The sequence below is a fragment of the Kitasatospora sp. NBC_00315 genome, from assembly GCF_041435095.1.
Taxonomy (GTDB): domain Bacteria; phylum Actinomycetota; class Actinomycetes; order Streptomycetales; family Streptomycetaceae; genus Kitasatospora.
The window spans coordinates 4,434,455-4,459,062 of sequence record NZ_CP108025.1 but is presented as its reverse complement, the minus strand read 5'-3'; the positions used below and the strand labels follow the sequence as shown (position 1 = coordinate 4,459,062).

Here is a 24,608-nt window from a genome sequence, read left to right as displayed (position 1 = left end):
GTTGGTCATGACGCGCTTTGCGTCCTCCTACATCTGGGGAGATGCCGGCCGTACCGAAAAAGTTGGGTGGTGTTCTTCCGCGATCGCCGTGGCCTCAGAGCCGGGTCACGGCCGCACGGACGATCCGGGTCATCGCGGTTGTGTCCAGGCAGGCATCGACCTGCAGAACGGCGTAGTGGGTGCCGCTCCTGAGTACGGCGATGCCTCCGCACGGCTCCTTGCCCTCCGGTGCGGCCCCTGCGGTGTTCAGATCCCCCTCGTAGGCACCCATCCAGTTCGCGGCGATACCCGGAGCGACATCGAGGGTGCGGGTCGGTCCGTAGACCCAGTGGCCGGCCGGTTCGTCCTGGCACGGCACCTCCTCCAGCAGCAGCCGCTCGGTGTAGTTCTGGGCCAGTGCCGCGCTGGCGGCGGCAGCGGCGACCTCCCGCGCGACCTGTCCGCCGTCGACTTCGGCCAACGTGGGATCGGAGGGGTTCGTCCGCGTGGTCGTCGCCAACCCGCGGAAGTGTGCGCCCGGCCCCCCCAGGGTCTCGCCGAGGGTCTTCTCCCCGGCGCAGGCCGCGTTGGCGTAGATGCCGTCACCGACGCGGTCCCGGACGTAGATGTGCTGGGAGATGCCGACCGCCTCGAACTCCGCCACTGTCAGGAGGTTCTGTTCCGTCAGAGGTCCAGCGGCGGCCTTCGGCAGTACGGAGTCGGCGCCTGGCGGGGACGGCGCGACGGACGGCGCGACGGACGGCGCGACGGACGGCGCCCCTGGGGCGGGAGAGCGAGCCGGCAGGACGAACCGTCCGGTCACCAGGCCGAGTCCGATGGCCGCCACCAGAACGGCGGTGGCACTCCGAGCTCGCACAGCAGCACCTCCCGGTCCGTGCAGGGCTGGATCAGAGGCCGCCGACGAGGCGGTCCCGCATGAAGCGGCGGGCCTGATGGATGCGGTCCTTGACGGTCCCCAGGGGAGCGTCGAGAATCTCAGCCACCTGGACATACGTCAGGTCTCCGAGATCGCGAAGCACGAAGGATTCGACCAGAGCCGGATGCTGCTTCTCCAGCGCGGACAGCGCCTCCATCAGGTCAAGGCGGGTTCCGGCGATCACACTGGTCGTTCGCGGGTCCGTGTGCTCGGGAAGGACCGCATGGCTGTCCTCCGCGCGTCGGCACATCGAACGGTACGTGGACCTGGCGGAGTTCGAGGCGATCACCGTCACCCACCCCAGGAACGAGCCTCGTCCGCTGTACTCGTGCAGATGTGTGCTGATGGACAGCAGGGCGTCCTGAGCGGCCTCTTCGGCGTCGGCGTGATGCGGCAGGAACCTGGAGCAGCGCCGCATGACCAGGGGCCGCAGCTTGACCAGGAGATGCTCCAAGGACGCCGGGTCACCTGCCCGGACGGAAGCCACGAGCCCTGCCAGCTCGACCTCTTCGAGCACCCCGCCGTCCCCCGTTCCGGTCCGACCCGCATCCGACCCCGCCGCACGCGGGGCACCCGGCCCCCGCACCTCGGGCAGAATGCTGCCACATGCAGAGGCTAGGCCGTTACCTCCTCACGGACAGGCTCGGGGCCGGCGCCTTCGCCACCGTCTGGAAGGCCTACGATCCCGAGCTGGACACGGACGTCGCGGTCAAGGTGCTGGCCGACAACTGGGCGTCGAACGCCGATGTACGGGAACGGTTCCTGGCGGAGGCGAGGTTGCTCCGCAGGATCTCCAGCCCCCGTGTCGTGCGGGTTCACGACGTCGGAGTCCAGGACGACCGGCCCTACTTCGTCATGGACTACGTGCGGGGCGGCACGCTGGCCGAGAGGATCGGGCACTGCCTGCCCGCGGAGGCGCTCCGGCTGGCGGCCGAGGCCGGATACGCCGTGCACGTGCTTCACGGCGCGGGCGTGATCCACCGGGACGTCAAGCCGTCGAACCTGCTGCTCGACTCCGACCGCACGCCTCCTGCCGTACTCGTGGCGGACCTCGGCAGTGCGAAGCAACTCGCCGACGCGTCGGGTCTGACGGTGACCACGGGTACCCCTGCGTACATGGCGCCCGAACAGGTCTTCCAGACCGGTGGGTTCGACGCTCGGGCCGATGTGTACGCGCTCGGGGTCGTGACCTTCGAACTACTGACCGGGCAGAAGCCGTTCGGCTCGGGAGGGCACACCACCCACCTGACGGGCCGGCCGTCCACGTATGCGCTGCCGACGATCGCCGAGGCCCTGGCGGTGCCGAACGGCGTCGACGCACTCCTTCGCGCTGCGACGTCCATGGCTCCCAAGGACCGACCGCCGTCCGCGAAGGCCTTCGCGGACGCGCTGCTCTCACCGGGAGGAGGCGACCGGACGCCGACCCGGTCCTCGCGACCGACACGCCTGGTGGTCTGGTCCGCGGCGGGCGTGCTGTTCCTGGTGACGACCCTGCTGACCTGGCTGGCCCGCTGAGCCCGGTGGCAGATGCCGCTCCTTCATGACGACTGCCGCAACAGACCGGGCGATCCGCAACGCTGACGGCGCTGCAGTTCATTCAGGAGGGCCGGGGTGTTGCGGACATGCTCAAAGCGCCCAACGTGAGTGACCGTTGATCCATTCACATGGAGAGGCCCGGCCTGATGTTCCGTCAGTTCGGAGCGGCAGCAAGAGCGATACTCGCAGCCGGCCTACTCGTCACCGGCGGGATCGTCGGCGCGTCGACGGCGGCGGCCGCTGCGGCACCGACGGCCCTGGCAGCGTCCGACAACACCCTCACCGCGGACTACCACCGCCCGGCGATCGGCGGTACCACCTGTCCTCCCCCGAGCGCCCCCGGGGTCACCGAACGATGACGTTCCATCAGTCGACTCTGAGCACCAACTTGCCGGTGGTCCTTCCGGTTTCCCCGCGCTCGTGGGCCTTGGCGGCGTCCGCCAGCGGGAAGACGGCCTCGACGTGCACCTTCAGCCTTCCGGTCTCGACCAGCTCCGTGATGGCCAACAGCGCTCGCCGGTCGGGCTCGACCAGCATGAAGCCCGAGCGGATGGAGCGCAGAGCCGCAGCGGCGGCGAGCGCCTCGGTCTCGCGAACCGGGAGGGTGATCAACGTGCCGCCGTCCCTCAGCACCGACAGCGAGCGCTCCTGGTAGTCCCCGGCGATCGAGTCGATCACCACATCCACGTCGGAGACCACCGAGGCGAAGTCGACCGCCGTGTGGTCGATCACCTCGTCCGCACCCAGCCCCCGCACGAACGCGTGCTTGCCCGCGCCGGCCGTGCCGATGACGTACGCGCCGTGAGCCTTGGCGACCTGCACCGCCAGGTGCCCGACGCCACCCGCCGCGGCGTGCACCAGGACCCGCTGCCCCTCCCGCAGCGCAGCCATGTCCATCAGGGCCTGCCAGGCCGTGAGCGCGGCGAGCGGCAGGGCCGCCGCCTGCACGTGGTCGAGTCCGGCCGGCTTGGGGGCGAAGTGGCGTGCCGGAGCGGCCACGTACTGCGCGTAGCCGCCGACCATCCTCGGAAAGCCCGGCATGCCGTACACCTCGTCACCCGGGCGGTGGAGCGTCACGCCGAGGCCGACGGCCTCCACCACGCCCGAGACGTCCCACCCCACGATGCCGTCGCCGGGGACGAGCAGGGCACCGGCCGCCCGGGTCCTCCAGTCCAACGGGTTGACGCCGGCCGCGTGCACCCGGACCAGGATCTCCGTGGGACCGGGTACCGGCCGCTCCCGTTCCACGACCTTCAGCACCTCCGGCCCGCCCGGCTCCGCGAAGGCCACCGCCGTCATCTTCTCCGTCATCCGGATCCACTCCCCCGTCTCGTCTGCGGTCGATCAACAGCCTGCTGCCACCCGGCAATCGAAACGAGTGGCCAGAATGCCAACAAGTGAGAGAATCCGGCCATGCAGCAGGCCAGGCACCGCGTCGTCGTCCTCGCCCTCCCCGGCGTCTTCCCCTTCGAACTCGGCATTCCCGCCAAGGCCTTCGGCTTCGCGTACGGCCCGGACGGCGGACGGCTCTACGAGGTGCTCACCTGCACCCCGGACGGCCGCCCGGTGCGCACCAGCGAGGACTTCTCGATCGCCGTCGAGCACGACGCGAGCGTGATCGCCACCGCCGACACCCTGATCGTGGCGGCCGTCGACGCCCCGATCGGCGGCGGCGGTGACCCGCTCCCCGCGCCGGTCGCTGCCGCTCTGGACCGACTCCGGCCCGGTACCCGTCTGGTGTCGATCTGCACGGCCTCCTTCGTCCTCGCCGCCGCCGGACTGCTCGACGGCCGGCCCGCCACCACGCACTGGGTGCACGCCGAGCGCTTCCGCGAGCTGTACCCGCGGACCCGGCTCGATCCCGACGTGCTCTACGTGGACGACGGCGACCTGCTCACCTCGGCCGGTGCCGCCGCCGGGATGGACCTCTGCCTGCACCTGATCCGCCGCGACCACGGCAGCGAGATCGCCAATCAGGTCGCCCGCCTGTGCGTCGTTCCGCCGTGGCGCGACGGCGGACAGGCCCAGTACATCGCCCGTCCCGTCCCCGATGCGGCCGGCAGTGACACCGCCGGGGCCCGCGAGTGGGCCCTCCGACAGCTCCACCAGCCCATCAAACTGGCCCAGTTGGCTGCCCAGGCGGGCATGAGCGTGCGCACCTTCAGCCGCCGCTTCCTGGCCGAGACCGGCCTGACTCCCGGCCGGTGGCTCATCGTCCAGCGACTCGAACTCGCCCGCAGACTACTGGAGTCCAGTGATCTGCCGGTCGACCAGGTCGCCGAGCGGGCCGGGTTGGGCAGCGCCTCCTCGCTGCGTCAGCACCTGGCCGCCGCGATCGGCGTCTCACCCGCCGCGTACCGTCGTACCTTCCAGGCCCGGGAGCACGATCCGACCGGCCGGCCGGCCGTCAACGCCGTCGGCTGACCCCGGCTCCTCGGCCGCTCCTCGATGCGCTCACCGCGGATGCCCGGTCGGCCGCCTGCACCGAACTCGGCACGTCAGTCCACGATGACGGTCAACTTGCCCAGCGCCCGGCCCGCCTCCATCACCCGATGGGCGTCGACGATCTCGTCGAAGCGGAAGACCCGGACCGGCCCGGCCCGGAGGGTGCCCGCCTCGACCTTGGCGTAGATCCGGTCCAGGGGCACGTCGGTGAGCGGAAACGCGGGGCTGCCCAGAACGAAGGCGCCGGCGAAGAAGCTGAGCTGCACCCCGGTGGGCAGGTCGGCGATCGGGTCGAAGTCCGGTACGGGGTCGAAGCCGCCGAGGAAGCCGATCTGGCAGACCCGGCCGCGCGCCCGGACCGTGGCCAGGGAGTCCCGCAGGACACTGTTGCCGACGATGTCGAGGACGGCGTCCACGACCACTCCCCGCTCCCTGACCTGCGGGGCGAGGAGGCCGTCGTCGATGAGGACGTCGTCGGCTCCGAGTTCCTTGAGCAGGGCCGCGTGAGCGGGGGTACGGGTGGCGGCGATGACCCGGGCTCCGTGGTCGACGGCGAGGCCGACGGCGGCCTGGCCGAGCGCGGAGGTCGCGCCGCGGACCAGGACCGTCTCGCCCGCGCGCAGGTCCAGGTTGCCGAACAGGCCGCTCCACGCTGTCGCGTACACCTCGGGGACCGCCGCCAGTTCGGCCCACCCGAGGGAGGAGCGCACCGCGACCACGTTGGCCGCGGGGACCGTCACCAGCTCCGCGTAACTGCCGTTCCGGGTGCGTCCCATGCCGCCGAGGATCGCCACCACGACGGTGCCGGGCGAGAGTCGGCCGGAGGGGTCGGACTCGACCCCCCCGGCGCACTCGATCCCGGTGACGGCCGCCACTGCGCCCCAGGCTCCGGCGCGCATGTACGCCTCGGCGTGGTTGAGGCCGAACGCTTTGACCCGGATCAGCACCTCGCCGGCGGCTGGCACCGGGTCGGGCAGTTCGGTGACGGTGAGCACTTCGGGACCTCCGTAGGAGGAAATGACGATGGCCTTCATGATCCGACTCCGTTCTTGAATGATGATTCAAATATTGGGCCCGAAAAAAGAGCCACCGCCGGGGTGGCCCGCGTGCCTTCTGCTGCGCCCCGAAGGTCGGGCGACAGCGCGGCGGTCAGGCGAGGACGGCGAAGGCGTTGTCCGCGATCGCTCGCAGCACCGCCTCGTCCGGATTCGCCTTGCCCACCACCATCAGGCCCTGGCAGGTCGCGACCAGCAGCTTGGCGCTTCCGACCGGATCCACCGAGGCCCGCACCTCACCCCGGTCGCGGGCGTTCTGCAGCGCCGTGGTCATGCAGCGCTCCAGACGGGCCAGGTGGCCGCGCACCACGGCCGCGGCCTCGTCGTCCCCCGCGGCGTTCTCGATCGCGGTGTTCACCAGCAGGCAGCCCTGCCTGCCCTCGGGACTGAGCAGATCGCCCACCAGTCCGTCGAAGTACCCGCGGAGCTCCGCCAGCGAAGCGCCCGGAGCCTCCAGCTCGCCGAGTTTCTGCGGGACGACCAGCTTGGAGTAGCGCTCCAGCGACTTCAGGAACAGGGCACGCTTGCCGCCGGGGAAGGCGCTGTAGATGCTGCCGGGCTTCACTCCGGTCGCCTTCACGAGATCCTCGATCGAGGTGGCCCGATAGCCGCGCTCCCAGAACCGCAGCATGGCCTGGTTCAGCACGGCGTCGGGTTCGAACTCGCGGGGCCTGGGCATGCGGAGAACATACCTGAGCGCCCATTCAAGAACAAGCGCCGACGGACGACGGGACGACGGGCACGGGAGGGGAGCGGCCGGATCGGCGAAGCGGCCGGGGGGCTCGCCGAGGTACCGCGCGAAAGCCTGGGGTCTGGCCACGCCTGCCGATTGCGCGGGACGCATGGATTTTGGGGGAGAGCATGGGATCTGACGGTCCTGTTGTGAACGCCGGGCTGGATCCCGTGGAGGCAGCCGGTCGGCTGCTCGGGAAGATCCGGCAGGGCAACGAGTACGCCCGTCGGAGGAAGAAGCGGTTCCGTCTGGCTTCCTCCGTTCTCAAGGTGACGACGCTGTCGCTGTCGGCTGCGTCGACCATCATCCTGGGACTGCAGAGCCTGAACCTGTGGGCGGGCCTGGCCTTCGCCCTGGTCGCGTGCGTCACCCTCTTCGGAGCCATCGAGCCGTTCTTCAACTGGAGGTCACGATCGGTCCTGATGGAGGACACGCAGTACAGGTTCCAGCGCCTCGCCGATGATCTCGAGTTCCTCGTGGCCTCGACGCCCGCCGACGCGCTCACCTACGACCGGCTGGAGCCGGTCTTCCAGGAGTACCAGGGGGTGTGGGCCCACCTGAGCCAGAACTGGTTGGAGCAACGCCGTACGTCGACCGTGGCCCCCGACCACGGGTGACCCGCTGCGACCGGGCCGGGACGTACGAACGGGAGCTCCCCGCGATCGAGGAACCCGGCCGGCGCGCCCCCGGACGTGCGTCGAGGGCCCGGCCCTGGGTGGGTGGACGCGGGACGGCGGCCGGGCGCTCCCCGGTCGCAGGGCGGACCGACGGCACGGACCGACCACAGGGCGGACCGACGGCACCCGGACGGTTCCGGCGCCTGCCGCGTGCCGGATGATGGGAGCAGCGGACGTGAGGGGCGGCACAGTGACAGACAGCGGATCCATCGGGTCGGAGTCGGACCTCCGGTCGGCCCCCGGGGAGTCGGAGAGCGTCGAGACCGGCGCCCGACCTGGGACGGAGGCGGCACCCGGGCCGGGTACGGGTGCCCCGGACGAGAAGGCGAGGCCTCGGCGATCAATGCGCCGGCGGCTGGTCGTGCTCGTCCTCGTTCTGCTGGTGCTGTGCCTCCCGCCCTGGCTGACGCTGTTCGCCTCCGGCACCGCCTGGCCGTTCCCGGTCTTCCTGGCCGGCACGGCCGTCTTCGCCGCCTGGCTGGTCTCCTTCCCCTTCCTGATGGTCGCGGGCCACGGGCCGCGGCGGGCCGACCGGGCCGCCCGCGTCGCGGACACCTCCCTCGGGGTGATCTGGGTGCTGTTCACCTGGTCGCTGCTGGGCGGCCTGGTGCACCTCCTGCTGATCGGGCTCGACGTCGGCGGCGCCGGCCGGGCCAGGACCGTGGCCGTGGCCGTCGCCGTGGTCTCGGCCGGGCTGCTGGCCTGGGGCCACCACGAGGCCATGCGGGTGCCCCGGGTGAAGCGGCTGGACGTCCACGTCCCGCGCCTCGGCGGCGGCCTGGACGGGACCCGTGTCGTCGTACTGGCCGACACCCACTACGGGCCGATCGACCGGGCGCACTGGTCGGCGCGGGTCGCCGGGGCGGTCAACGCGCTCGACGCGGACGTCGTCATCCACGCCGGCGACATCGCCGACGGCACGCCCGTCCAGCGCCGGGAGCAGTCCGCGCCGCTCGGAACGGTCCGGGCAAGGCTGGCCAAGGTCTACGTCACGGGGAACCACGAGTACTCCGGAGAGGCCCAGGGCTGGCTGGACCGCATGGGCGAACTGGGCTGGGAGCCGCTGCACAACCGCCATGTCGTGGTGGAGCGCGGTGGGGACGCCCTCGTACTCGCGGGCGTGGACGACGTGACCGCGGAGTCCTCCGGCCTGGCCGGACACCGCGCGAACCTGCTCGGCGCCCTGGCGGGGGCGGACCCGGCCCGACCGGTGCTGCTCGTCGCCCACCAGCCCAAGTACGTTCCCCAGGCCGCTGCCGCCGGCATCGACCTGCAGATCTCCGGGCACACCCACGGCGGCCAGATCTGGCCGTTCAACTTCCTGGTCCGGATCGACCAGCCGGTGGTGCACGGCCTGAGCCGACACGGGGAGCGGACCCAGCTCTACACCAGCCGGGGCACCGGCTTCTGGGGGCCGCCCTTCCGGGTCTTCGCACCGAGCGAGATCACGCTGCTCACCCTCCGGTCGGGCAGCACGTCGGCGACCGCACCGCGCACCGGGGACACCACCGCGGCCGACACCGGCTCCGGGGTGAGCGGCAGCGTCGACCACGGCTGACGCGGGGCCCCGACCGTTGGAACCCAAGGTCGACCGTCACGCGACGAACGGGCACGGCGGAACTCGCTCCCCCGTTCTACCGGCTCTCGGTCAGTCCGCCGAAGCGGCCCGGGCGCCGGAGCGCCGAGCGAAGCGGGCGGACAGCACCTGACCCAGCGCCAGCACGCTCAGGCCGAACATCAGGACGCCCAGGGGGACATGGAGCGACGGTATGTGCGCGACGCCCAGCACCACCTGCACCGAGGCGAGCACGAGGAAGCCGCAGGCGTACAGGATGGGGCGGGGCGTTCCGCCGCCCGGCCGCCAGGCCAGGATCGCGGCGAGCACGTACAGCATCGCCGCGGCGTACATCACGCGCGCCCCGACGCTGTGCAGCACCTCGCCGTAGGACGTGGACAGCAGGAGCCCGGCGGTGACCGCCTGGCAGAAGATGGTCAGGGTCTGCAGGGCGATCGCGACCTGTAGGAACGTCAGGCTGCGGTGTTCGGTCGCCGTCCGGGTTGCCATGGTGCGGTCCCCTCTTCTGCCTTGCGGCGGTGGGTCGGTAGTGTCTCGGTAGTCCGACGACGTGGGCCCGCGAAATGTGAGGCGGGATGTCCGCCTCACCGTCCGGTGCGGAGTTCTCGCCGTGGTGGCGAGAGCGGAAGCGGACGAGACGAACCAGGGAGCGGTGGCGACCATGAGCACCCCGGCCGAGCCGGCCGACGAGCGGTCCGAGCCGGGCCTGCGCGCGATCGTCGGCGAGCGGGGGCAGCTGATCAATCTCGCCTACCGACTGCTCGGTTCGCTGGCCGAGGCCGAGGACGCGGTGCAGGAGACCTACGCCCGCTGGTACGCGATGCCGCGGCAGCGGCAGGCGGCCGTCGCCTCGCCCGGCGCCTGGCTGACGACGGTGGCCGGCCGCATCTGCCTGGACCTGCTCGGCTCGGCGCGGGCCCGGCGCGAGCGCTACGTCGGCGAGTGGATCCCCGAGCCGCTGCCCGACCGGGCGCAGTGGCCCGGCGCGGCGGCTGGCGGCGGGACCGACCCCGCCGACCGGATCACCCTGGACGAGTCGGTGAACATGGCCTTCCTCGTCGTGCTGGAGTCGATGACGCCGGCCGAGCGCGTGGCGTTCATCCTGCACGACGTCTTCCGGTATCCGTTCGCCGAGATCGCCGAGATCGTCGGCCGGACGCCGGCGGCCTGCCGACAGCTGGCGTCCTCGGCCCGTCGACGGGTGCGCGTGACGCAGGCTCCGGCGGCTCCGGTCCCGGGGCAGGCCGGCCTGGTACGGCACTTCAAGGAGGCATGGGAGGCCAAGGACATCGGAGCCCTGGTCGGCCTGCTCGACCCGGGCGCCACGATGGTCGCGGACGGCGGCGGACTGGTCGGCGCCGTCCCGCGCCCGGTCGTGGGCAGCGAGCGCATCGCCCAGTACCTGATCCACATCGCCGACCGGGCGCCCGGGCTGACGCTCCTGGAGCGGACGGTCAACGGCCGGCCCGGCCTGGTCGCCCAACACGGCGGTGTCACCGTGACCGTGGCGGCGTTCGGCCTCACCGGCGGCCGGATCACCCACATCTGGGCCGTCCGGAACCCGGAGAAGCTCCGCCCGTGGAACGAGAGCGGGCAGCGCTGACCGGCCCCACCGACACCTCGCGACCGCTCGCCCGGCGGGTCGCTCGCACGGAGGCGCACGAGCGCGGGAAGACCGGTACGCAGCCCGGCGCCCGACGCCGGACGGATCGATCAGGATTCGAGAAGCACCGGTCGCCGGGCCGCAACTAGCGTGATGGCCATGGCATCCATCGAATCCATCACCCTGGAGGTGGCCGACCCCACGGCCGCCGATCCCTTCCACACCGCCGCCTTCGGGCTGGACACCCAGCTGCGCCTGCGGGCCTCGGACGCGCCCAGCACCGGCTTCCGCGGGTTCACGCTGGCGCTCACGGTGGCCCAGCCGAGCACGGTCGACAGCCTCATCGGCACTGCCCTGGACGCCGGCGCCACGACGTTGAAGCCCGCCGCGAAGTCGCTCTGGGGTTACAGCGGCGTCGTACGGGCCCCGGACGGGACGATCTGGAAGATCGCGACCTCGGCGAAGAAGGACACCGGCCCGGCCACTCGCGTGATCGACGACATCGTGCTCCTGCTGGGAGTCGCGGACATGGCCGCGAGCAAGCGGTTCTACGTCGATCGGGGTCTGGCCGTGGCGAAGAGCTTCTCCCGGGTGTACGTCGAGTTCGCCGCCGGGCCCGGTCCCGTCAAGCTGGCGCTGTACAGGCGTCGCGCCCTGGCCAAGGACCTCGGCGTCACTCCCGACGGCACCGGCTCGCACCGGCTCGTGATCGGTGGCGGCGCCGGTCCCGTCACCGACCCGGACGGGTTCGCCTGGGAGGCCGCGTCGCTCGCGCCCGCGTCCTGACGGACAGCCGTGGCGGCCGGATACGGCTGCCCCACCGGGACCCTCGCCGCGGAGCTCGACAAGCGCGCCGACGGCCTCGACGAGACCGTCGCCGGAGTCCTCCAGACCCTCATGGACCGGGCCGAGGGGCAGTTCCGGGAGATGGGGCGCCACGACTCCCGCGAACTCGCGGTCGCCCTGGTCGCCGCCTACCAGGGGATCTCGCTGCTCACCAACACCTTCCGCGCGCCCGAACCGATGACCACCGAGGGGCACCGCCTGGAGCGCTGGATCGACTCGCTCGCCCGAGCGCCGGGGGCGGGGAACCACAGGGGCCGAGCGCCCGGCGAGCGGCGGCCCGAGGCCGACGGCGCGGCGACCGAGCGCCCGGCGCCGCGCCCTCAGACCCGGGGCTTCGCCCGGACGTGCATCCGCTCCCCTTGTCTGCCGAAGAGGCTGAGCACCTCGACGGGACGCCCGTCCGCGCTGCCGAACCAGTGCGGCACCTTGGTGTCCCACTCGGCGACCTCACCGGGACCGAGGACGAAGTCGTGCTCGGCGAGGACCAGCCGCAGCCGGCCGTCCAGCACGTACAGCCACTCGTAGCCCTCGTGCGTACGGAGATTCGGCTCGGTACCCCGGTCGGGGATGATCATCTTGTACGCCTGGAGCGGCCCCGGACGCTGGGACAGGGGGACGAACGTCCCGCCGTTCGCCAGGTTCCGGGCCGTCAACCGCACCCGGGGATCGCCCACTTCGGGGGCGCCGACCAGGTCGTCCAGCGGCACGCGGTACGCGGCGGCGAGCGGCAGCAGCAGTTCCAGGCTCGGACGGCGCTGCCCGGACTCCAGCCGGGACAGCGTGCTCTTGGAGATCCCGGTCGTCTCGGAGAGCGCAGCCAGGGTGAGGCCACGGGCCGCGCGCAGCCTTCTGAGCCGGGGGCCGACCTCGTCGAGGACCGCCTGATGGGCCGGGGGATTGTCCATGGGGGCATTCCACCCCGCCGTCCCGGGATCGGCAACAAAGATTGCTGTTCCCGTTCCACCGGGTGCACGCTCCCCAGCATGAGCCCGTCGCCCCGGCCGGGGGCGGCACCGGCCGGGGACCTCCGGCCGCTCCCCCGGCCCGGGGCGGCGCGGTTCATCCCCCGTCGGCCATGCCCGGCCGTCGTCCCCGCCGTCATCGACGACCGGGCACCGCCGGAGAACGGAGTCCACCGTGAAGCCCGTCCGCGCAAAGGAACCAGCGGCACAGACGGCGGCTGAGAGAGCGGCTGAGGCGGCGAGTGAGCGAGAGCCGGTGACGAGGGGAGCGCCGGCGGCCGGGCCAGGACCGGAGGCGGGGCCAGGGGCGACGGCTCCCGGCACGCGGCGGCAGCCCTCGGTCCGGTGGGTGCTCGTCGGGCTCTCCCTCTCCATGGTGCTGTCCTCGCTCGGCACCAGCATCGCCAACGTCGGTCTGCCGACGCTGGCTCAGGCGTTCGGGGCCTCCTTCCAGCAGGTCCAGTGGATCGTCCTCGCCTATCTCCTCGCCGTCACCACCCTGATCGTCAGCGTCGGACGGCTCGGTGACCTCACCGGCCGCCGACGGCTGCTGCTCGCCGGCATCTCGCTGTTCACGGTCGCCTCGGTTCTGTGCGGCCTCGCCCCCACGCTCTGGCTGCTGATCGCCGCCCGGGCGGCGCAGGGTGTCGGAGCCGCCGTCATGATGGCGCTCACCATGGCGTTCGTGGGCGGCACGGTCCCGAAGGAGCGGACCGGACGGGCCATGGGGCTGCTCGGGACGATGTCCGCGATCGGCACGGCGCTCGGCCCGTCGCTCGGCGGCGTGCTGATCTCCGGACTCGGCTGGCGGGCGGTCTTCCTCGTCAACGCACCGCTGGGCGTCGTGGCCCTCCTGCTCACCCGTCGCCACCTGCCCGCCGACCGTCCGAGAGCGGAAACCGGCCGGACCGGCTTCGACCGGGCGGGGACGCTGCTGCTCGCCCTGACGCTCGCGGCCTACGCACTCGCCATGACGCTCGGTCACGGGAGCTTCGGTGGCCTCACCGTGGCGCTGCTGCTGACGACCGCTCTCGGGGCCGCTCTCTTCGTCCGGGTCGAGACAAGGGCCGCGGCGCCCCTGATCCGACCGGCCTCGTTCCGCGATCCGGTGCTGAGTGCGAGCCTCGCCATGAGCGCGCTCGTCTCCACGGTGATGATGGCGACCCTGGTGGTCGGACCGTTCTACCTCTCCCGTGCGCTCGGGCTCGGTGAGGCCGGCGTCGGACTCGTCCTGTCGGTGGGCCCGGTCGTCGCCGCGCTGACCGGCCTGCCCGCCGGACGCCTGGCGGACCGTTTCGGCGCGCACCGCACGACCGTGGCCGGGCTCCTCGCCACGGCGGCCGGCACCGGCATGCTGGCCCTGGCGCCGTCGGCCCTCGGTGTCGGGGGCTACCTCGCTCCCATCGTCGTCGTGACCATGGGCTACGCGGTGTTCCAGACGGCCAACAACACCGCCGTCATGGCGGACGTCCGCCCGGATCAGCGGGGGCTGGTCTCCGGCATGCTCAACCTGTCGCGCAACCTCGGGCTGATCACGGGCGCCTCGGTCATGGGAGCGGTGTTCGCGCTCGGGGCGGCGACGACCGACGTCACCACGGCGCGCCCGGAGGCCGTCGCCACCGGGATGCGGGTCACCTTCGCCCTCGCGACGCTGCTGATCGCCGTAGCGCTCTGCGCCTCGGTGGGCAGCCGTGCGCTCGCCCGGCGCACGCCGAGCGGCTGACCGGCCGGCGCCTCTCCCACCTGGGGGTTCCCTCCCCCGGCGGCGGCCACCCGGCCACCCGGCCGGCCCCCGGCGCCGCCGGGCCCGCTCGTCCGGCCCCCGCCGACGGCGCGCCGGCCGCCACCCCCGCCGGTCCCGCGCCCCGCCCGTGCCGCCACCCTGGACAGCCGCCACCGGGTGGTCCACGCTTCACCCTCATGACAGCCTCCCTGCCGGATCTGCGCGTACGTGAGCAGCTGCACGAATCGATAACCGCGACCGCGGAGGACATCGCCGTCCTGCTGCGCGGCGGCGCCGACCCCGCGGCCCGCATCCCCGACTCCGAGTGGACGGTCGGGGAGGCGGCGGCTCACCTCGTCGTCGCCAACGAGCTGATGGCCGAGCTCGCCGCGGGCGCCGACCGGCCCTACGGCGACGGCACCGCGGGGAGCCTGGCCGCGGCCAACGTCGACTCCCTCGCCGCCTTCACGGAGCGCTCGCCCGAGGTGCTGGCGGAGGCCGTCGCCACGCACGCCCGCGCCTTCGTCGAGGCCGCCGCCGGGCGCCACCCCGGAACGCCGATGATGACCCCGCTGGGCCCGATGGACCTGGACACCCTGGGGTCCTACCTGCTCACCCACATGCTCGGCCACGGCTGGGACCTGGCGCGTGCCCTGGGCCGACCGCACATGGCCGACCGTCGGCGGGTCGAGTTCTGCATGCCGTTCCTCACCACCGTCATGCCCCGCGTCGTCGACCCCGGGACCGCCGGCGGTCTCACCGCCCGCTACACGCTCGGGCTGAAGGGCGGCGGCCCCCGCTTCACCGCGGCCTTCGAGGCGGGGGTCCTGACCGTGACCCCGGGAGCGGCTCACCGCCCCGACTGCACCATCATCACCGAGCCGGTCACCTTCCTGCTCATCGCGCTGGGCCGGTGCTCGCCCTGGACCGCCCTCGCCCGCGGCAAGATCTACGCCTGGGGCCGCCGGCCCCGGCTCGCCCCGGCCTTCCCCACCTACTTCCGCGCGCCCTGATCAACGACGCCCGGCCCCACCCGGCCCGAAGGCCCCGATCGCCGGAACCGGACGGCGATCGGGGCCTTCGTCATGGTGCGTTCGTCGTGGCGTGTTCGTCATGGCGTGTTCGTCATGGTGCGTTCGTCATGGTGCGTTCGTCGTGGCGTGTTCGTCGTGGCGTGTCCGCCACGGCCTCGGCTCAGGCACCGCCCCTGGCGGCGGCCTGCTCCTGCAGGAGACCAGCGATCCGGGCCAGGTCGTCGCCGATCTGGATGACCCCGTCGATGTCCGGGGTGGAGGCCCCGTTCACCGCCAGGTAGAAGGTGTGCAGCCGCCCGTGGCCCGCGTCGAGGTAGCCGCCGATGGTGTCGGCACCGACCGCGATCCGCCGGTTGAGCGCGTCGAAGCCGGCGACGGTGCCGGTCTTGGCCCACACCTTCCCCCTGCCCGGGCAGTCGGGGCACCCGTCGCAGACGAACGCCAGCAGTCCGTCCACCCCGAGGATCGGCTGGGCCTCCCGGAACCGGGTCGCGTCCGGGGTGCCCTGCCAGTAGTGCAGCAGCTCGCTCTCCACCCGCGGGGTGACCCGGTCCACCGGGTTGCCGCCGCGGCCGTCCAGCAACTGCGCCTGGGTCGGGTCGATGCCGGCCCCGCGCAGGAAGTCGTCGAGGACGGGGAAGCCGTCCTCACAGCGGTGGCTGCCCGCGGTGACGGCCATCAGGCAGATCGCGAGGTTCGCGCCGAGGTTGTGGCTGACCTTGAAGATCAGCTTGGCGTACTCGGCGTAGACCGGGGAGACGTACGCGGCCACCCGCTGTGTGCCGTCGTAGGAGTCCGGCACCACACCGGTGGGGTTCGGGCCGGTCGGCGGGGCGGCGACCGTGACGCCCGCGCGGGCGAGGGCCTCGATCAGGGCCGTCCGGCCGAAGGCCGCCGGGTCCTGGACGGGGGAGATCCGCAGCGTCGGCTGCGCGTCGGCCGCGATCGTGCCGGAGAGGCTGATACGGGTGCCGTCCGGCGAGGCGGAGACGCTGATGTCCGTCGGGCCGCCTGCGGCGACGGTCCGCACGGTCGAATCCACCTGGTACGGCGCGACCTGCGGGCGCCAGCTGAGCTGCGCCGCCCGGCCGGGTGCGGTCGCGGTGGTCAGCAGGTCGATCACGTTGTCGTTGACGATGAGCGGGGTCGGGCTCGGATCCAGTTCGGGGAAGGACGTGAAGAGGCGGGAGTCGACGGCGACGTTCCCCCGGACCTCGGTGATGCCCGACTGCCGTACCTGCTGGGCGATCATGTCCAGTCCGGCCAGCGGGTCCTCGGGGGTGAGCGTCGCACCGGGGACGTCGTTCGCGTAGGTGTGGTCGATCGGGGTGTAGGAGACGGATCCGTCCGGTGCGGTCCGGCCGCCCAGGGTGAGGTCGCCCTGCGCGACCACGACCAGCGAGCCGTTCAGCGCCGTCCCCTGCCGCTCGCCGACCGCCTGCACCGGTGTGGTGAAGCGGTGGTCGCCGCCGAGTGCGTGCCAGGCGCCCGAGACGCTGATCAGCTTGGCCGTCGAACCGGGGATGAAGAACTGGTCGGGGTACTGCGAGTGGACGATCCGCCCGGTCGCGTCGTCCACCTCCAGCAGGCCCCACTGGGCGTGTTCGTAGCCCGGCTTGTTCATGATCGCCGCGATCTCGGGGCCGAGGTCGTCGTGCGGTGCCGGCGCGACGCCTGCCGCGCCCGTCGTCGTCGCCGCGACCAGCGCCGTGGTGAGGGCGGCGGCGGCCCAGGTACGCCGGCGTGCAGGGATCGATCTCATGTACCCACCTGTTCCGGGCCGTGCACCGGCCGTCCTGACGGTCAATCAGCTCCGCCAGACATACCGCTCCGGGGCCGCCCGGCGAACATCCCGTCGGCGGGTTCACCCGGTCGCCCCGGATCCCCGCCCGCACCGAGCCGTCCGCCAGGGCCGCCTGGGCCGCCGCGAACACCCCCGGGCGCGGCGGCGCAGGCGGTGGTCCCACGGTTCCCCCTCCGGACGCGGACCGGTGACGGGATCGTCACGGATCGGCGAACGCCCGGCGCACCGGACCGGATCGGGGATCTGATGGCCCTCCACACCCGGCCCCCCGTACCCGACCCGGACTCTCCCGTCCGGCGGCGGGGAAGGGCCCGGGTCCGTTCCCCCGGAAGGCACCGAACATGTCGGACTCCGCAACGGTGGTGCTGACCAAGGCGTCCCCGCTGGTCTCACTGGACAAGCACGGGGTGACCAGCGGGCTGATCCGGGTCAACCTGAACTGGACCCCGCCCGCCGCGGTCGCACCGGCGCCCGAGTCGCGCGGCCTGTTCGCCAGGATGCGGAGCTCGCTGCGAGCCGCCGGAGCCAAGGGCGTGGATCTCGACCTCGGCTGCATGATCAAGTACAGCGACGGCCGCAAGACCGTGGTGCAGGCGCTCGGGAACGCGTTCGGAGCGCTGGACCGGTTTCCCTACGTCGCCCTGGACGCGGACGACCGGACGGGAACGCGGGCGGCCGGCGAGAACCTCGCGATCAACCTGGACCACGGGGCGGAGTTCGCCAAGCTGCTGCTGTTCGTCTACATCTACGAGGGCTCCGGGAGCTTCCGCGGCCTCGACGCGGTGGTCACCCTCACCTCGGACCGCGGTGACCGGTTCCAGGTCCGGCTCGACGACTGCCCGGCGCAGGCGCACGCCTGCGCGATCGCCCTGATCAAGCGCCAGAAGGGTGAACTCGTGGTGGGCCGCGAGGTCAGATGGTTCACACCGCAGGACGGGCCGGGCATCCAGGACGTGATCTCCCGCGCGTACCGGCTCGGGATGAAGTGGACTCCCGGGCGCAAGTAGCCCTGCCCCGTCCCCCCGTCCCCGCTCCGTCCCCGCTCCACCCGTGGCGCCGTCCGACTCGCCCCGACGCCACCACCCGCACCGCCCGGCCCCGGCCCCGGCCCCGGCCCCCGGCGGGCGGACCACCCTCACCGCGGGCGGAGGTCGTCCGCGGTGAGCAGCGAGAGCAGCCCGATACCCTCGGCGGCGAGGGCGTCGGCCCCGCCCTGGCCGCGGTCGATGACGCACAGGGCCTGCCGGACGTCCGCGCCGAGGGCGCGCAGGTCGGCGCTGGACAGCACGACCTGGCCGCCGCTGGTGACCACGTCCTCCACCACCAGGACCCGGCGGCCCGCCACCTCGGCGCCCTCCGCGAGCCGCTGGGTGCCGTACGGCTTGGCCTTCTTGCGGATGAAGGCGGCGGGCAGCCCGGTGTGCCGGCTCAGGGCGGTGACCACCGGGACGCCGCCCATCTCCAGGCCGGCCAGCACCTCGGTGCCGGCCGGGACGAGCGCGGCGAGCTGTTCGGCGACGGCGTCGAGGAGCACCGGGTCGCTCTCGAAGCGGTACTTGTCGAAGTACTCGGTGGAGGTCAGGCCCGAGCGCAGCAGGAAGTTCCCGGTCAGGTGGGACGCGGCACGGATCCGGCCGGCGAGTTCGATTCGGGACTGGGACATCGGGGCTCCATCAGGACGAGGGCGGGACGGGGGTGGCGTGGGCGAATCCGCGCTGGTGCCAGAGCAGTCCGCCGGCCGCCGCGCAGGCGCCGTCGGCGGCGCCGGTGATGGCGGTGACCCGGCCGATCAGGATGGTGTGGTCACCGCCGTCCCGGACGCCGTGGTGCTCGCAGCTGAGGCTGAGCGCGGCGCCGTCCAGGACCGGGGCTGGCCCCTGGCCGGGGCGCAGCCCGGCGAAGCGGTCGCGGGCCGGGCCGGCGAACTGCAGGGCGAGGCGCTCGTTTCCGGGACCCATCAGGTTCACGCGGAAGGACGGCGCGCCGGCCAGCACGTCGTGCGTGCTGGAGCGCTTGTCCAGGCAGACCAGGAAGAGCGGCGGGTCCAGCGAGAGGGACGCGACCGCGCTGGCGGTCAGGCCCCGGGGGGCGCCGTCCTCGTCGAAGCAGGTCACCACGGTGACGGGGGCGGCGAGGGCGGCCATCGCGGCTCGGAAGGCGGCGGGGTCGACCGAGGCCGGGGCCGGGGCCGGGTCGGCCACCGTGCCCGGGCCGGCTTCGAGCACGGTGGCGCTCATCGGGCCACCGCCACGGGGGCGACGGCCGGCGCACCGGCCTGCCCGGCGAGCGGCGCCGGCGAGAGCCAGCGGCCGGAGGGCTCCCCGGCGAAGCCGGTCCCGAGGTCCCAGACCACCTTTCCGGCCTTGACCGTGGTCTCCACGCGGCCGGTGAACGTCCAGCCCTCGTAGGCCGACCAGCCGCACTTGGAGCGCACGTCGCTGCCGGACATCTGCCAGCGCGCCTGCGGGTCGAAGAGGACCAGGTCGGCGTCGGCGCCGACGGCGATGCGCCCCTTGCCGGGGAGCCGGAAGAGCTCGGCCGGTCCGGTGCCCATCAGCCGGGCCAGGGTGAGCGCGGCCTCGTCCGGCGAGAGCCGCTGGGAGCGCAGGCCGGTCCAGACGCCGACCGCGAGCTCCTGGACGCCGGGCAGACCGGGCGGGGCCTCGGTGGCCGAACGGTTCTTCTCCTCGACGGTGTGCGGGGCGTGGTCGCTGCCGAGGCTGGCGGCCTGGCCGCCGAGCACGGCGTGCCAGAGCCGCTGCTGGTCGGAGAGCCCCCGGATGGCCGGGGAGAGCCGGGTGCGCGGGCCGCGCCGGCAGGTGTCGGCGTCGGTGAAGGACAGGTGGTGCCCGGTCACCTCGAAGGTCACCGGGAGGCCCTCGGCGGCGGCGGCCACCAGCAGGTCCACCTCCTCGGCGGTGGAGACGTGCAGGACGTGCGCCGCGGTGCCGTACCGGCGGACCAGCTCGATCACCCGGGCGACGGCCACGATCGCGCCGGTCCGCGGGCGGTGCGGCTCGTACTCGGCGTAGGTGCCGGGCTCGCCCTGCCAGGTGTCCAGCAGGTCGAAGACGTGCTGGTCCTCCGCGTGCAGGACCAGGCGTACGCCGCCCTCGGCGGCGGCCTCGAAGATGGCCCGCAGCTGCTCGGGGTCGCTGGCGACCACCGGCGCGGTGTGGTGGCCGGCCATGAACACCTTGGCCGAGGTGGCCACCTCGGGGTCGAGATCGGCGAGGACCGACGGATTGGCCGGGTCCGCGCCGATGTGGAACCGGTAGTCCACCCAGGAGCGGCCCTTGATCAGCTCGGCCTTGGCCAGCAGGTCGTCCGGGTCCAGTGAGAACGGCCTGGTGTTCGGCATGTCGAGCACGGTGGTGACACCGCCGACGATGGCGGCCCGGCTGCCGTGCTCCCAGTCCTCCTTGTACTCCAGCCCCGGGGTGCGGAAGTGGACGTGCGAGTCGATCAGGCCCGGCAGGACGTACCGGCCGGTGGCGTCCAGCCGCGGGCCGGCCGGCAGCGGCTCGTCGACGTCGAGGACGGCGTCGACCAGACCGTCCCGGATCACCACGGCGCCCTCGCGGACCCCCTCGGGGGTGACCAGCAGACCGCCCGTGACCACCAGGTCGGCGGTGGTGGCGGACTCGGTGACGGCCTCGGCCGAGAGAGTGTTCAGTGGTTCCATGACATGCTCACCAGTTCCCTGCAGAGATCGTTGGTCGGGCCCATCAGCGCGACGGCGCGCGCGTCGCGCCCGTAGCGGTTGACGGGGTGTGCGTCGATGTAGCCGGCCGAGCCGAGCAGTTGCTCCACCCCCGAGCAGACCCGGTCCGCGGCGGCGGAGGCGAAGAGCTTGGAGTGCAGCGTGGTCAGGCCGGGGTCGGCGGCCTCCCGGCGACCGGCCCGCTCGACGATCCCGCGGGCCGTCTCGACCTCCGTGGTCAGGTCGACCAAGCGGTGCTGCACCGCCTGCATCCCGAGCAGACCGCGCTTGCGGGCGTGGTCGAAGGCGGCGTCCAGGGCGGCCTGCGCCAGGCCGACCGCGACCGCCCCGAGGGTGGCGCCGCTCTCCCGGACCCGGGCGATGATCGAGGCCGCCACTCCCTGCGGGCCGAGCCGGTCCTCGTCCGTCAGCCGGCAGTCGTGCAGCGAGACGAAGCCGGTCGCCGAGCCGCGCATGCCGGCCAGCCGCAGCGAGGTGTCCGGCAGCAGGCCGGGGTTGTCGGCGCGGATCAGGAAGAAGGTCTGGCCCGCGGCCCCGTAGCCGCTGTCCGCCTGCGTGGTGTCGGGCTCGCCGGTCTGGGCCAGCACCAGGTAGACGTCGGCCACCCCGGCGCTGGTGGTGAAGGACTTGGCCCCGTCCAGCACCCAGCCGCCGTCGGCCGTCCGCCGGCCCTTGGTCGCCAGGTTCTTCTTGTTGGCGCCGGCTCCGGTCTCGCTCCAGGCGGAGGCCGCCAGCCACCGACCGGAGGCCAGTTCGGGCAGGATCTCGGCCAGTTGGGCCGCCGAGCCCTGCTCGACGATCCGGCTGGTGACCGCGAAGTGCTGGAACAGCATGATCGCGGCGGAGCCGTTGGCCGTGGCCACCCGCTCCACGCAGCGGTTGAGGTCCACCGGGCCGGCCCCGGCGCCGCCGTACTCGCGCGGCACCGCGAGCCCGAGCAGCCGGTGCTCGCGCAGCACGGCGACGGCGGCCAGGTCGGGTGCCCCGCTGCGGTCGGCGGCGGCCGCACACGCGGCGAGTTCGGCCAGCACGGACGGCGCCGGCAGGTCCGTGTCGATCTCGGTCAGGCCGGCAGTGGCAGCCATGCGGGCTCCTTGGGGGTGAGGTCGTCGGCCGGGGTGAAGTGGTCGGCGGACAGCTCGGCCCGCCCGTGGTAGCTGACCTGCTTGCCACCCACCGAGACCCAGGCCAGCTTGGGCTTCTCGGCGGTCCCGGCGGTCCGCGCCACCACCCGCACCTCGCCGCCGGGGGTGTCGATCCGGACCATTCCGCCGCCGTGCCCGGTGGAGCGCAGCAGGCTCCAGGGCACGGTGCCCTCGATCCCCATCGCGGTGCCCAGGCAGGTGGCGCCGGTCAGCGCCAGCGTCGGGTGCCAGGACGGGACGGAGATCGCGCGGACCGCCATCGCCCCGGACGGCTGCGGCAGCAGCGCGGCGACCTTCGGGAAGGCACCGGAGGGGTCCCACCCCAGCTGCTCGCAGACCGCCAGCCGGACCCGGCCGAGCAGTTCGAACAGCCCGGGGTTGTCGCCGAACAGCTCCTCACGGCTCTGCACGCCGAGCCCGGCCGCCGCCACGAAGACGTACGGGTTGCCCATCGACACCAGCGAGACGGGGACGGTGAGCCGGCCGAGCATCACCTGGGTGACGGGCTCGCCGGTCATCAGCAGGTCGGTCAGCGGGCGGGCCGGGTTGCACAGGAAGTGCGCGGTGAAGCCGGTGCGGCCGACGGCCGTCTCGGTGACCTCGCAGACCACGTTGTCGCCGTTGTTGAGCACGTTGACCCGGATCCGGTGGCCGGCCGCCAGCGGGGGGATCATCCCGGTGCGGGCGGCCGCGTCCACCGCGGCGAGGATCGAGTGTCCGCAGGAGCCGCGCAGGTCGAACTGGTCGAAGCCGCCGGGCAGCGACTGGACGAAGTGGTAGTCCAGGTCGAACAGCGGGTGGGCGGAGGGCCGGATCAGGGCGTTCTTGAGCACGTGTCCCGCGCCCGCCGCGCTCAGCTCCGCGCGGATGCCGGCCAGTCGCCCCAGCAGCGGCGCCCCGCCGGGCGGCAGCGTGGCACCGTCCAGGACGAGGGTCGGGCAGGGTGCTCCCTCGGCGTGCGCGAAGTGGCCCACCGGACGGTTCAGGGCGAGGGCCGGGGTGATCATCGTGCCCCCGCGGTGGTGACGTCGCGCCGGGCGCCGCCGAAGAACTGCTGACGCCACATCTGGTGCGTCATCAGCGACCACAGGGCCAGCGAGGACGCGTCGGAGGGGCGCTGCGCCTGCTGCTCGAAGAGCTGGGCGACGGCCTCCGGGCGGAGCCGGCCGTCGGCCCGAAGCGCCGCCTCGGACAGCACGTCCCGGGCGGTGTTCCAGAGCGCGGAACCGGGGGACAGCATCGCGGTGATCGGCAGCGTGAACGGCTGCTTGGGCCGGTTCAGGACGCTCGCCGGGATCAGGCCCTCGGCCGCCGCGTACAGGGCGCGCTTGACGCCGTCCGGGGTGATCCGGTGCTCGTCGGCCAGCGCCGCCGCGTACCGCACGACGCTGGGCTGGCAGAAGGGCAGCCGGACCTCGACCGAGCTGGCCATGCTGAGGTGGTCGACCCGACGCAGGTGGTACGCGGGCAGCCGGTACTGCTGCTCGGCCGCGCAGATCCGCTGCAGGCGGGTGCCGCTGCCGTTCTCCAGGGTGTCGATCAGCTCCTGCGGCAGCGAGGGGCCGTGCGCGCGGACCGCCGAGGCGAAGTCGTCGGTGTAGAGCTTGCGGCGCAGCGCCAGCGGGACGGCGGCCAGGTGGTCCAGGTAGGCCGGGACCCAGCCGAGGCCGACGGGGGCCTCCACGGCCTCGGTCATCCGGGAGTAGCCGCCGAACAGTTCGTCCGCCGCGTCGCCGGTGAGCGCCACCTTGAAACCGGCGTCGCGCACCGCCCGGAACAGCGAGAAGGTGCTGAGCGTGATCGGGTCGGCGTTCGGCTGGCCGAGGTGCCAGACCACGTCCGCGAGCAGGTCGGGGAAGGTGGTCGGGTCGATCTCGACCTGGTGGTGCGTGGTGCCGGTGGCCCGGGCGACCTCCACGGCGTAGTGCCGCTCGTCGGAGGGCCAGTTGCCGCTGTAGGCGATGTTGAAGGTGTGCAGGTCGGCCTTGGCCTCCGCGGCCAGCGCGGTGACCAGGCTGGAGTCCAGGCCGCCGGAGGTGACGGCGGCCACCGGGACGTCCGCGACGAGCAGCCGGTGCACCTCGGATCGGAGCAGCTCGCGCAGCTCCTCGGCGGCGGCCCGCAGCGAGCGGCCGGTCGGGGCCGGCCCGCGCTGGGTGGTGTGGCCGAGCGGACGGCTGCTCAGGCTGAGTCCGGCCCGGGTGACCACGGCGGTGGTGGCCGGGGGCAGCACCTTGATGCCGTCGAACATGGTCTGCTCGCCGAACGGGGTCTTCGCCGACAGGTAGGCGTCCAGGCCGAGTTCGGCCTCGCGGGCGGTCAGGCCGCCGAAGCCGAGCAGCGCGGGGAGCTCGGAGGCGAAGAGCAGCCGGGCCTGCTGGTCGTCCCAGGAGTAGTAGAGCGGCTTCATGCCCGAGTCGTCGGTGGCGATGACCAGGCGCGGCTCGTCGCGCAGGTCCATCACGGCGACCGAGTACATGCCGTCCAGGTGCTCGGTGAAGCGGTCCCCGTACACCAGGTAGAGCGCGGGCAGGACGTTGCCGTCGCACTGGTCCTCGAAGGAGAACCCGCGGCGCCGCAGCGTCTCGCGCAGCTCGTGGTGGTTGTAGAGCTCGCCGTTGAAGACGACGGTGATCCCGTCGAGCCGGTAGGGCTGGGCGCCGCCCTCGACGTCCATGATGGCGAGCCGGTTGTTGCCGAGCGCCCAGCCGCCGTCCAGCGCGAAACTCTGCGCGTCGGGCCCGCCGTGGTGCAACAGGGCGGCGACGGTGCGCAGCTCCTGGTGGCTGGAGTGGGCGTTGAAGGAGCCGTAGATGCGGCACATGTCGG

23 protein-coding genes are annotated in these 24,608 nt (G+C 73.0%); 9 read left to right on the top strand and 14 right to left on the bottom strand.

The window, feature by feature from the left end; translation table 11 throughout:
* Positions 1–94: 94 nt before the first annotated feature.
* Both OG823_RS18255 and OG823_RS18250 read right to left on the bottom strand, forming a co-directional pair.
* On the bottom strand, positions 95–643 hold the full coding sequence (locus tag OG823_RS18255) for a hypothetical protein (RefSeq protein ID WP_371480657.1): 549 nt from the start codon (positions 641–643) through the stop codon (positions 95–97).
* A gap of 244 nt (positions 644–887) precedes the next feature.
* Positions 888–1,433 carry an RNA polymerase sigma factor gene (locus OG823_RS18250; protein WP_371480656.1) on the bottom strand — a complete coding sequence of 182 codons (546 nt, stop codon included), beginning with the start codon at positions 1,431–1,433 and terminating at the stop codon, positions 888–890.
* Positions 1,434–1,522: 89 nt separating this feature from the next.
* Between OG823_RS18250 and OG823_RS18245 the strand changes: the two genes are divergently transcribed.
* The gene (locus OG823_RS18245; protein ID WP_371480655.1) at positions 1,523–2,431 is read left to right on the top strand and encodes a serine/threonine-protein kinase; all 909 of its coding nucleotides are present in this window, start codon (positions 1,523–1,525) and stop codon (positions 2,429–2,431) included.
* A gap of 387 nt (positions 2,432–2,818) precedes the next feature.
* Here OG823_RS18245 and OG823_RS18240 read toward each other — a convergent pair whose 3' ends face one another.
* Entirely contained in the window at positions 2,819–3,763 is a 945-nt protein-coding gene (locus OG823_RS18240; protein WP_371480654.1) for an NADP-dependent oxidoreductase, read from the bottom strand.
* A gap of 102 nt (positions 3,764–3,865) precedes the next feature.
* On the opposite strand from OG823_RS18240, the gene OG823_RS18235 reads away from it, so the two are divergent.
* The gene (locus OG823_RS18235; RefSeq protein WP_371480653.1) at positions 3,866–4,876 is read left to right on the top strand and encodes a GlxA family transcriptional regulator; all 1,011 of its coding nucleotides are present in this window, start codon (positions 3,866–3,868) and stop codon (positions 4,874–4,876) included.
* Positions 4,877–4,950: 74 nt separating this feature from the next.
* Here OG823_RS18235 and OG823_RS18230 read toward each other — a convergent pair whose 3' ends face one another.
* The gene (locus tag OG823_RS18230; RefSeq protein ID WP_371480652.1) at positions 4,951–5,931 is read right to left on the bottom strand and encodes a zinc-binding dehydrogenase; all 981 of its coding nucleotides are present in this window, start codon (positions 5,929–5,931) and stop codon (positions 4,951–4,953) included.
* Between the two features lie 115 nt (positions 5,932–6,046).
* The gene (locus OG823_RS18225; protein WP_371480651.1) at positions 6,047–6,631 is read right to left on the bottom strand and encodes a TetR/AcrR family transcriptional regulator; all 585 of its coding nucleotides are present in this window, start codon (positions 6,629–6,631) and stop codon (positions 6,047–6,049) included.
* Positions 6,632–6,834: 203 nt separating this feature from the next.
* Here OG823_RS18225 and OG823_RS18220 point away from each other — a divergent pair, with 203 nt between their 5' ends.
* The gene (locus OG823_RS18220; RefSeq protein WP_371480650.1) at positions 6,835–7,302 is read left to right on the top strand and encodes an SLATT domain-containing protein; all 468 of its coding nucleotides are present in this window, start codon (positions 6,835–6,837) and stop codon (positions 7,300–7,302) included.
* A gap of 403 nt (positions 7,303–7,705) precedes the next feature.
* Positions 7,706–8,920, top strand: coding sequence for a metallophosphoesterase (locus OG823_RS18215; RefSeq protein ID WP_371480649.1), 1,215 nt, complete (start codon positions 7,706–7,708; stop codon positions 8,918–8,920).
* 90 nt (positions 8,921–9,010) lie between these two features.
* On the opposite strand, the gene OG823_RS18210 is transcribed toward OG823_RS18215, so the two are convergent.
* Positions 9,011–9,427: a hypothetical protein gene (locus tag OG823_RS18210; protein WP_371480648.1), complete on the bottom strand. Its 417-nt coding sequence runs from the start codon at positions 9,425–9,427 to the stop codon at positions 9,011–9,013.
* Positions 9,428–9,599: 172 nt separating this feature from the next.
* Between OG823_RS18210 and sigJ the strand changes: the two genes are divergently transcribed.
* Positions 9,600–10,541 (top strand): RNA polymerase sigma factor SigJ, encoded by a 942-nt coding sequence (gene sigJ, locus OG823_RS18205; RefSeq protein WP_371480647.1) that lies wholly within the window; start codon positions 9,600–9,602, stop codon positions 10,539–10,541.
* Between the two features lie 159 nt (positions 10,542–10,700).
* Positions 10,701–11,327 carry a glyoxalase gene (locus tag OG823_RS18200; RefSeq protein ID WP_371480646.1) on the top strand — a complete coding sequence of 209 codons (627 nt, stop codon included), beginning with the start codon at positions 10,701–10,703 and terminating at the stop codon, positions 11,325–11,327.
* 380 nt (positions 11,328–11,707) lie between these two features.
* Here OG823_RS18200 and OG823_RS18195 read toward each other — a convergent pair whose 3' ends face one another.
* On the bottom strand, positions 11,708–12,292 hold the full coding sequence (locus tag OG823_RS18195) for a helix-turn-helix domain-containing protein (RefSeq protein ID WP_371480645.1): 585 nt from the start codon (positions 12,290–12,292) through the stop codon (positions 11,708–11,710).
* Positions 12,293–12,698: 406 nt separating this feature from the next.
* Here OG823_RS18195 and OG823_RS18190 point away from each other — a divergent pair, with 406 nt between their 5' ends.
* Both OG823_RS18190 and OG823_RS18185 read left to right on the top strand, forming a co-directional pair.
* Positions 12,699–14,072, top strand: coding sequence for an MFS transporter (locus OG823_RS18190; protein ID WP_371480644.1), 1,374 nt, complete (start codon positions 12,699–12,701; stop codon positions 14,070–14,072).
* A gap of 197 nt (positions 14,073–14,269) precedes the next feature.
* Positions 14,270–15,085, top strand: coding sequence for a maleylpyruvate isomerase family mycothiol-dependent enzyme (locus tag OG823_RS18185; RefSeq protein WP_371480643.1), 816 nt, complete (start codon positions 14,270–14,272; stop codon positions 15,083–15,085).
* A gap of 181 nt (positions 15,086–15,266) precedes the next feature.
* On the opposite strand, the gene dacB is transcribed toward OG823_RS18185, so the two are convergent.
* The gene (gene dacB / locus OG823_RS18180) at positions 15,267–16,868 is read right to left on the bottom strand and encodes a D-alanyl-D-alanine carboxypeptidase/D-alanyl-D-alanine-endopeptidase (protein ID WP_371480642.1); all 1,602 of its coding nucleotides are present in this window, start codon (positions 16,866–16,868) and stop codon (positions 15,267–15,269) included.
* Between the two features lie 383 nt (positions 16,869–17,251).
* On the opposite strand from dacB, the gene OG823_RS18175 reads away from it, so the two are divergent.
* Positions 17,252–17,917, top strand: a complete 666-nt coding sequence (locus OG823_RS18175) for a hypothetical protein (protein WP_371480641.1) — start codon at positions 17,252–17,254, stop codon at positions 17,915–17,917.
* 128 nt (positions 17,918–18,045) lie between these two features.
* Here OG823_RS18175 and pyrE read toward each other — a convergent pair whose 3' ends face one another.
* The 6 genes from pyrE to asnB are packed head-to-tail and all read right to left on the bottom strand — an operon-like array spanning position 18,046 to position 24,603.
* Positions 18,046–18,573: an orotate phosphoribosyltransferase gene (gene pyrE / locus OG823_RS18170; protein WP_371480640.1), complete on the bottom strand. Its 528-nt coding sequence runs from the start codon at positions 18,571–18,573 to the stop codon at positions 18,046–18,048.
* 10 nt (positions 18,574–18,583) lie between these two features.
* Positions 18,584–19,147 carry a flavin reductase family protein gene (locus OG823_RS18165; RefSeq protein WP_371480639.1) on the bottom strand — a complete coding sequence of 188 codons (564 nt, stop codon included), beginning with the start codon at positions 19,145–19,147 and terminating at the stop codon, positions 18,584–18,586.
* Positions 19,144–20,595, bottom strand: a complete 1,452-nt coding sequence (locus tag OG823_RS18160; protein WP_371480638.1) for a dihydroorotase family protein — start codon at positions 20,593–20,595, stop codon at positions 19,144–19,146. Before OG823_RS18160 ends, OG823_RS18165 begins: the two co-directional genes overlap by 4 nt.
* The gene (locus tag OG823_RS18155; RefSeq protein ID WP_371480637.1) at positions 20,583–21,719 is read right to left on the bottom strand and encodes an acyl-CoA dehydrogenase family protein; all 1,137 of its coding nucleotides are present in this window, start codon (positions 21,717–21,719) and stop codon (positions 20,583–20,585) included. Before OG823_RS18155 ends, OG823_RS18160 begins: the two co-directional genes overlap by 13 nt.
* Positions 21,698–22,786: a PrpF domain-containing protein gene (locus OG823_RS18150; protein WP_371480636.1), complete on the bottom strand. Its 1,089-nt coding sequence runs from the start codon at positions 22,784–22,786 to the stop codon at positions 21,698–21,700. Before OG823_RS18150 ends, OG823_RS18155 begins: the two co-directional genes overlap by 22 nt.
* Positions 22,783–24,603, bottom strand: a complete 1,821-nt coding sequence (asnB, locus tag OG823_RS18145; protein WP_371480634.1) for an asparagine synthase (glutamine-hydrolyzing) — start codon at positions 24,601–24,603, stop codon at positions 22,783–22,785. Before asnB ends, OG823_RS18150 begins: the two co-directional genes overlap by 4 nt.
* Positions 24,604–24,608 lie beyond the last annotated feature (5 nt).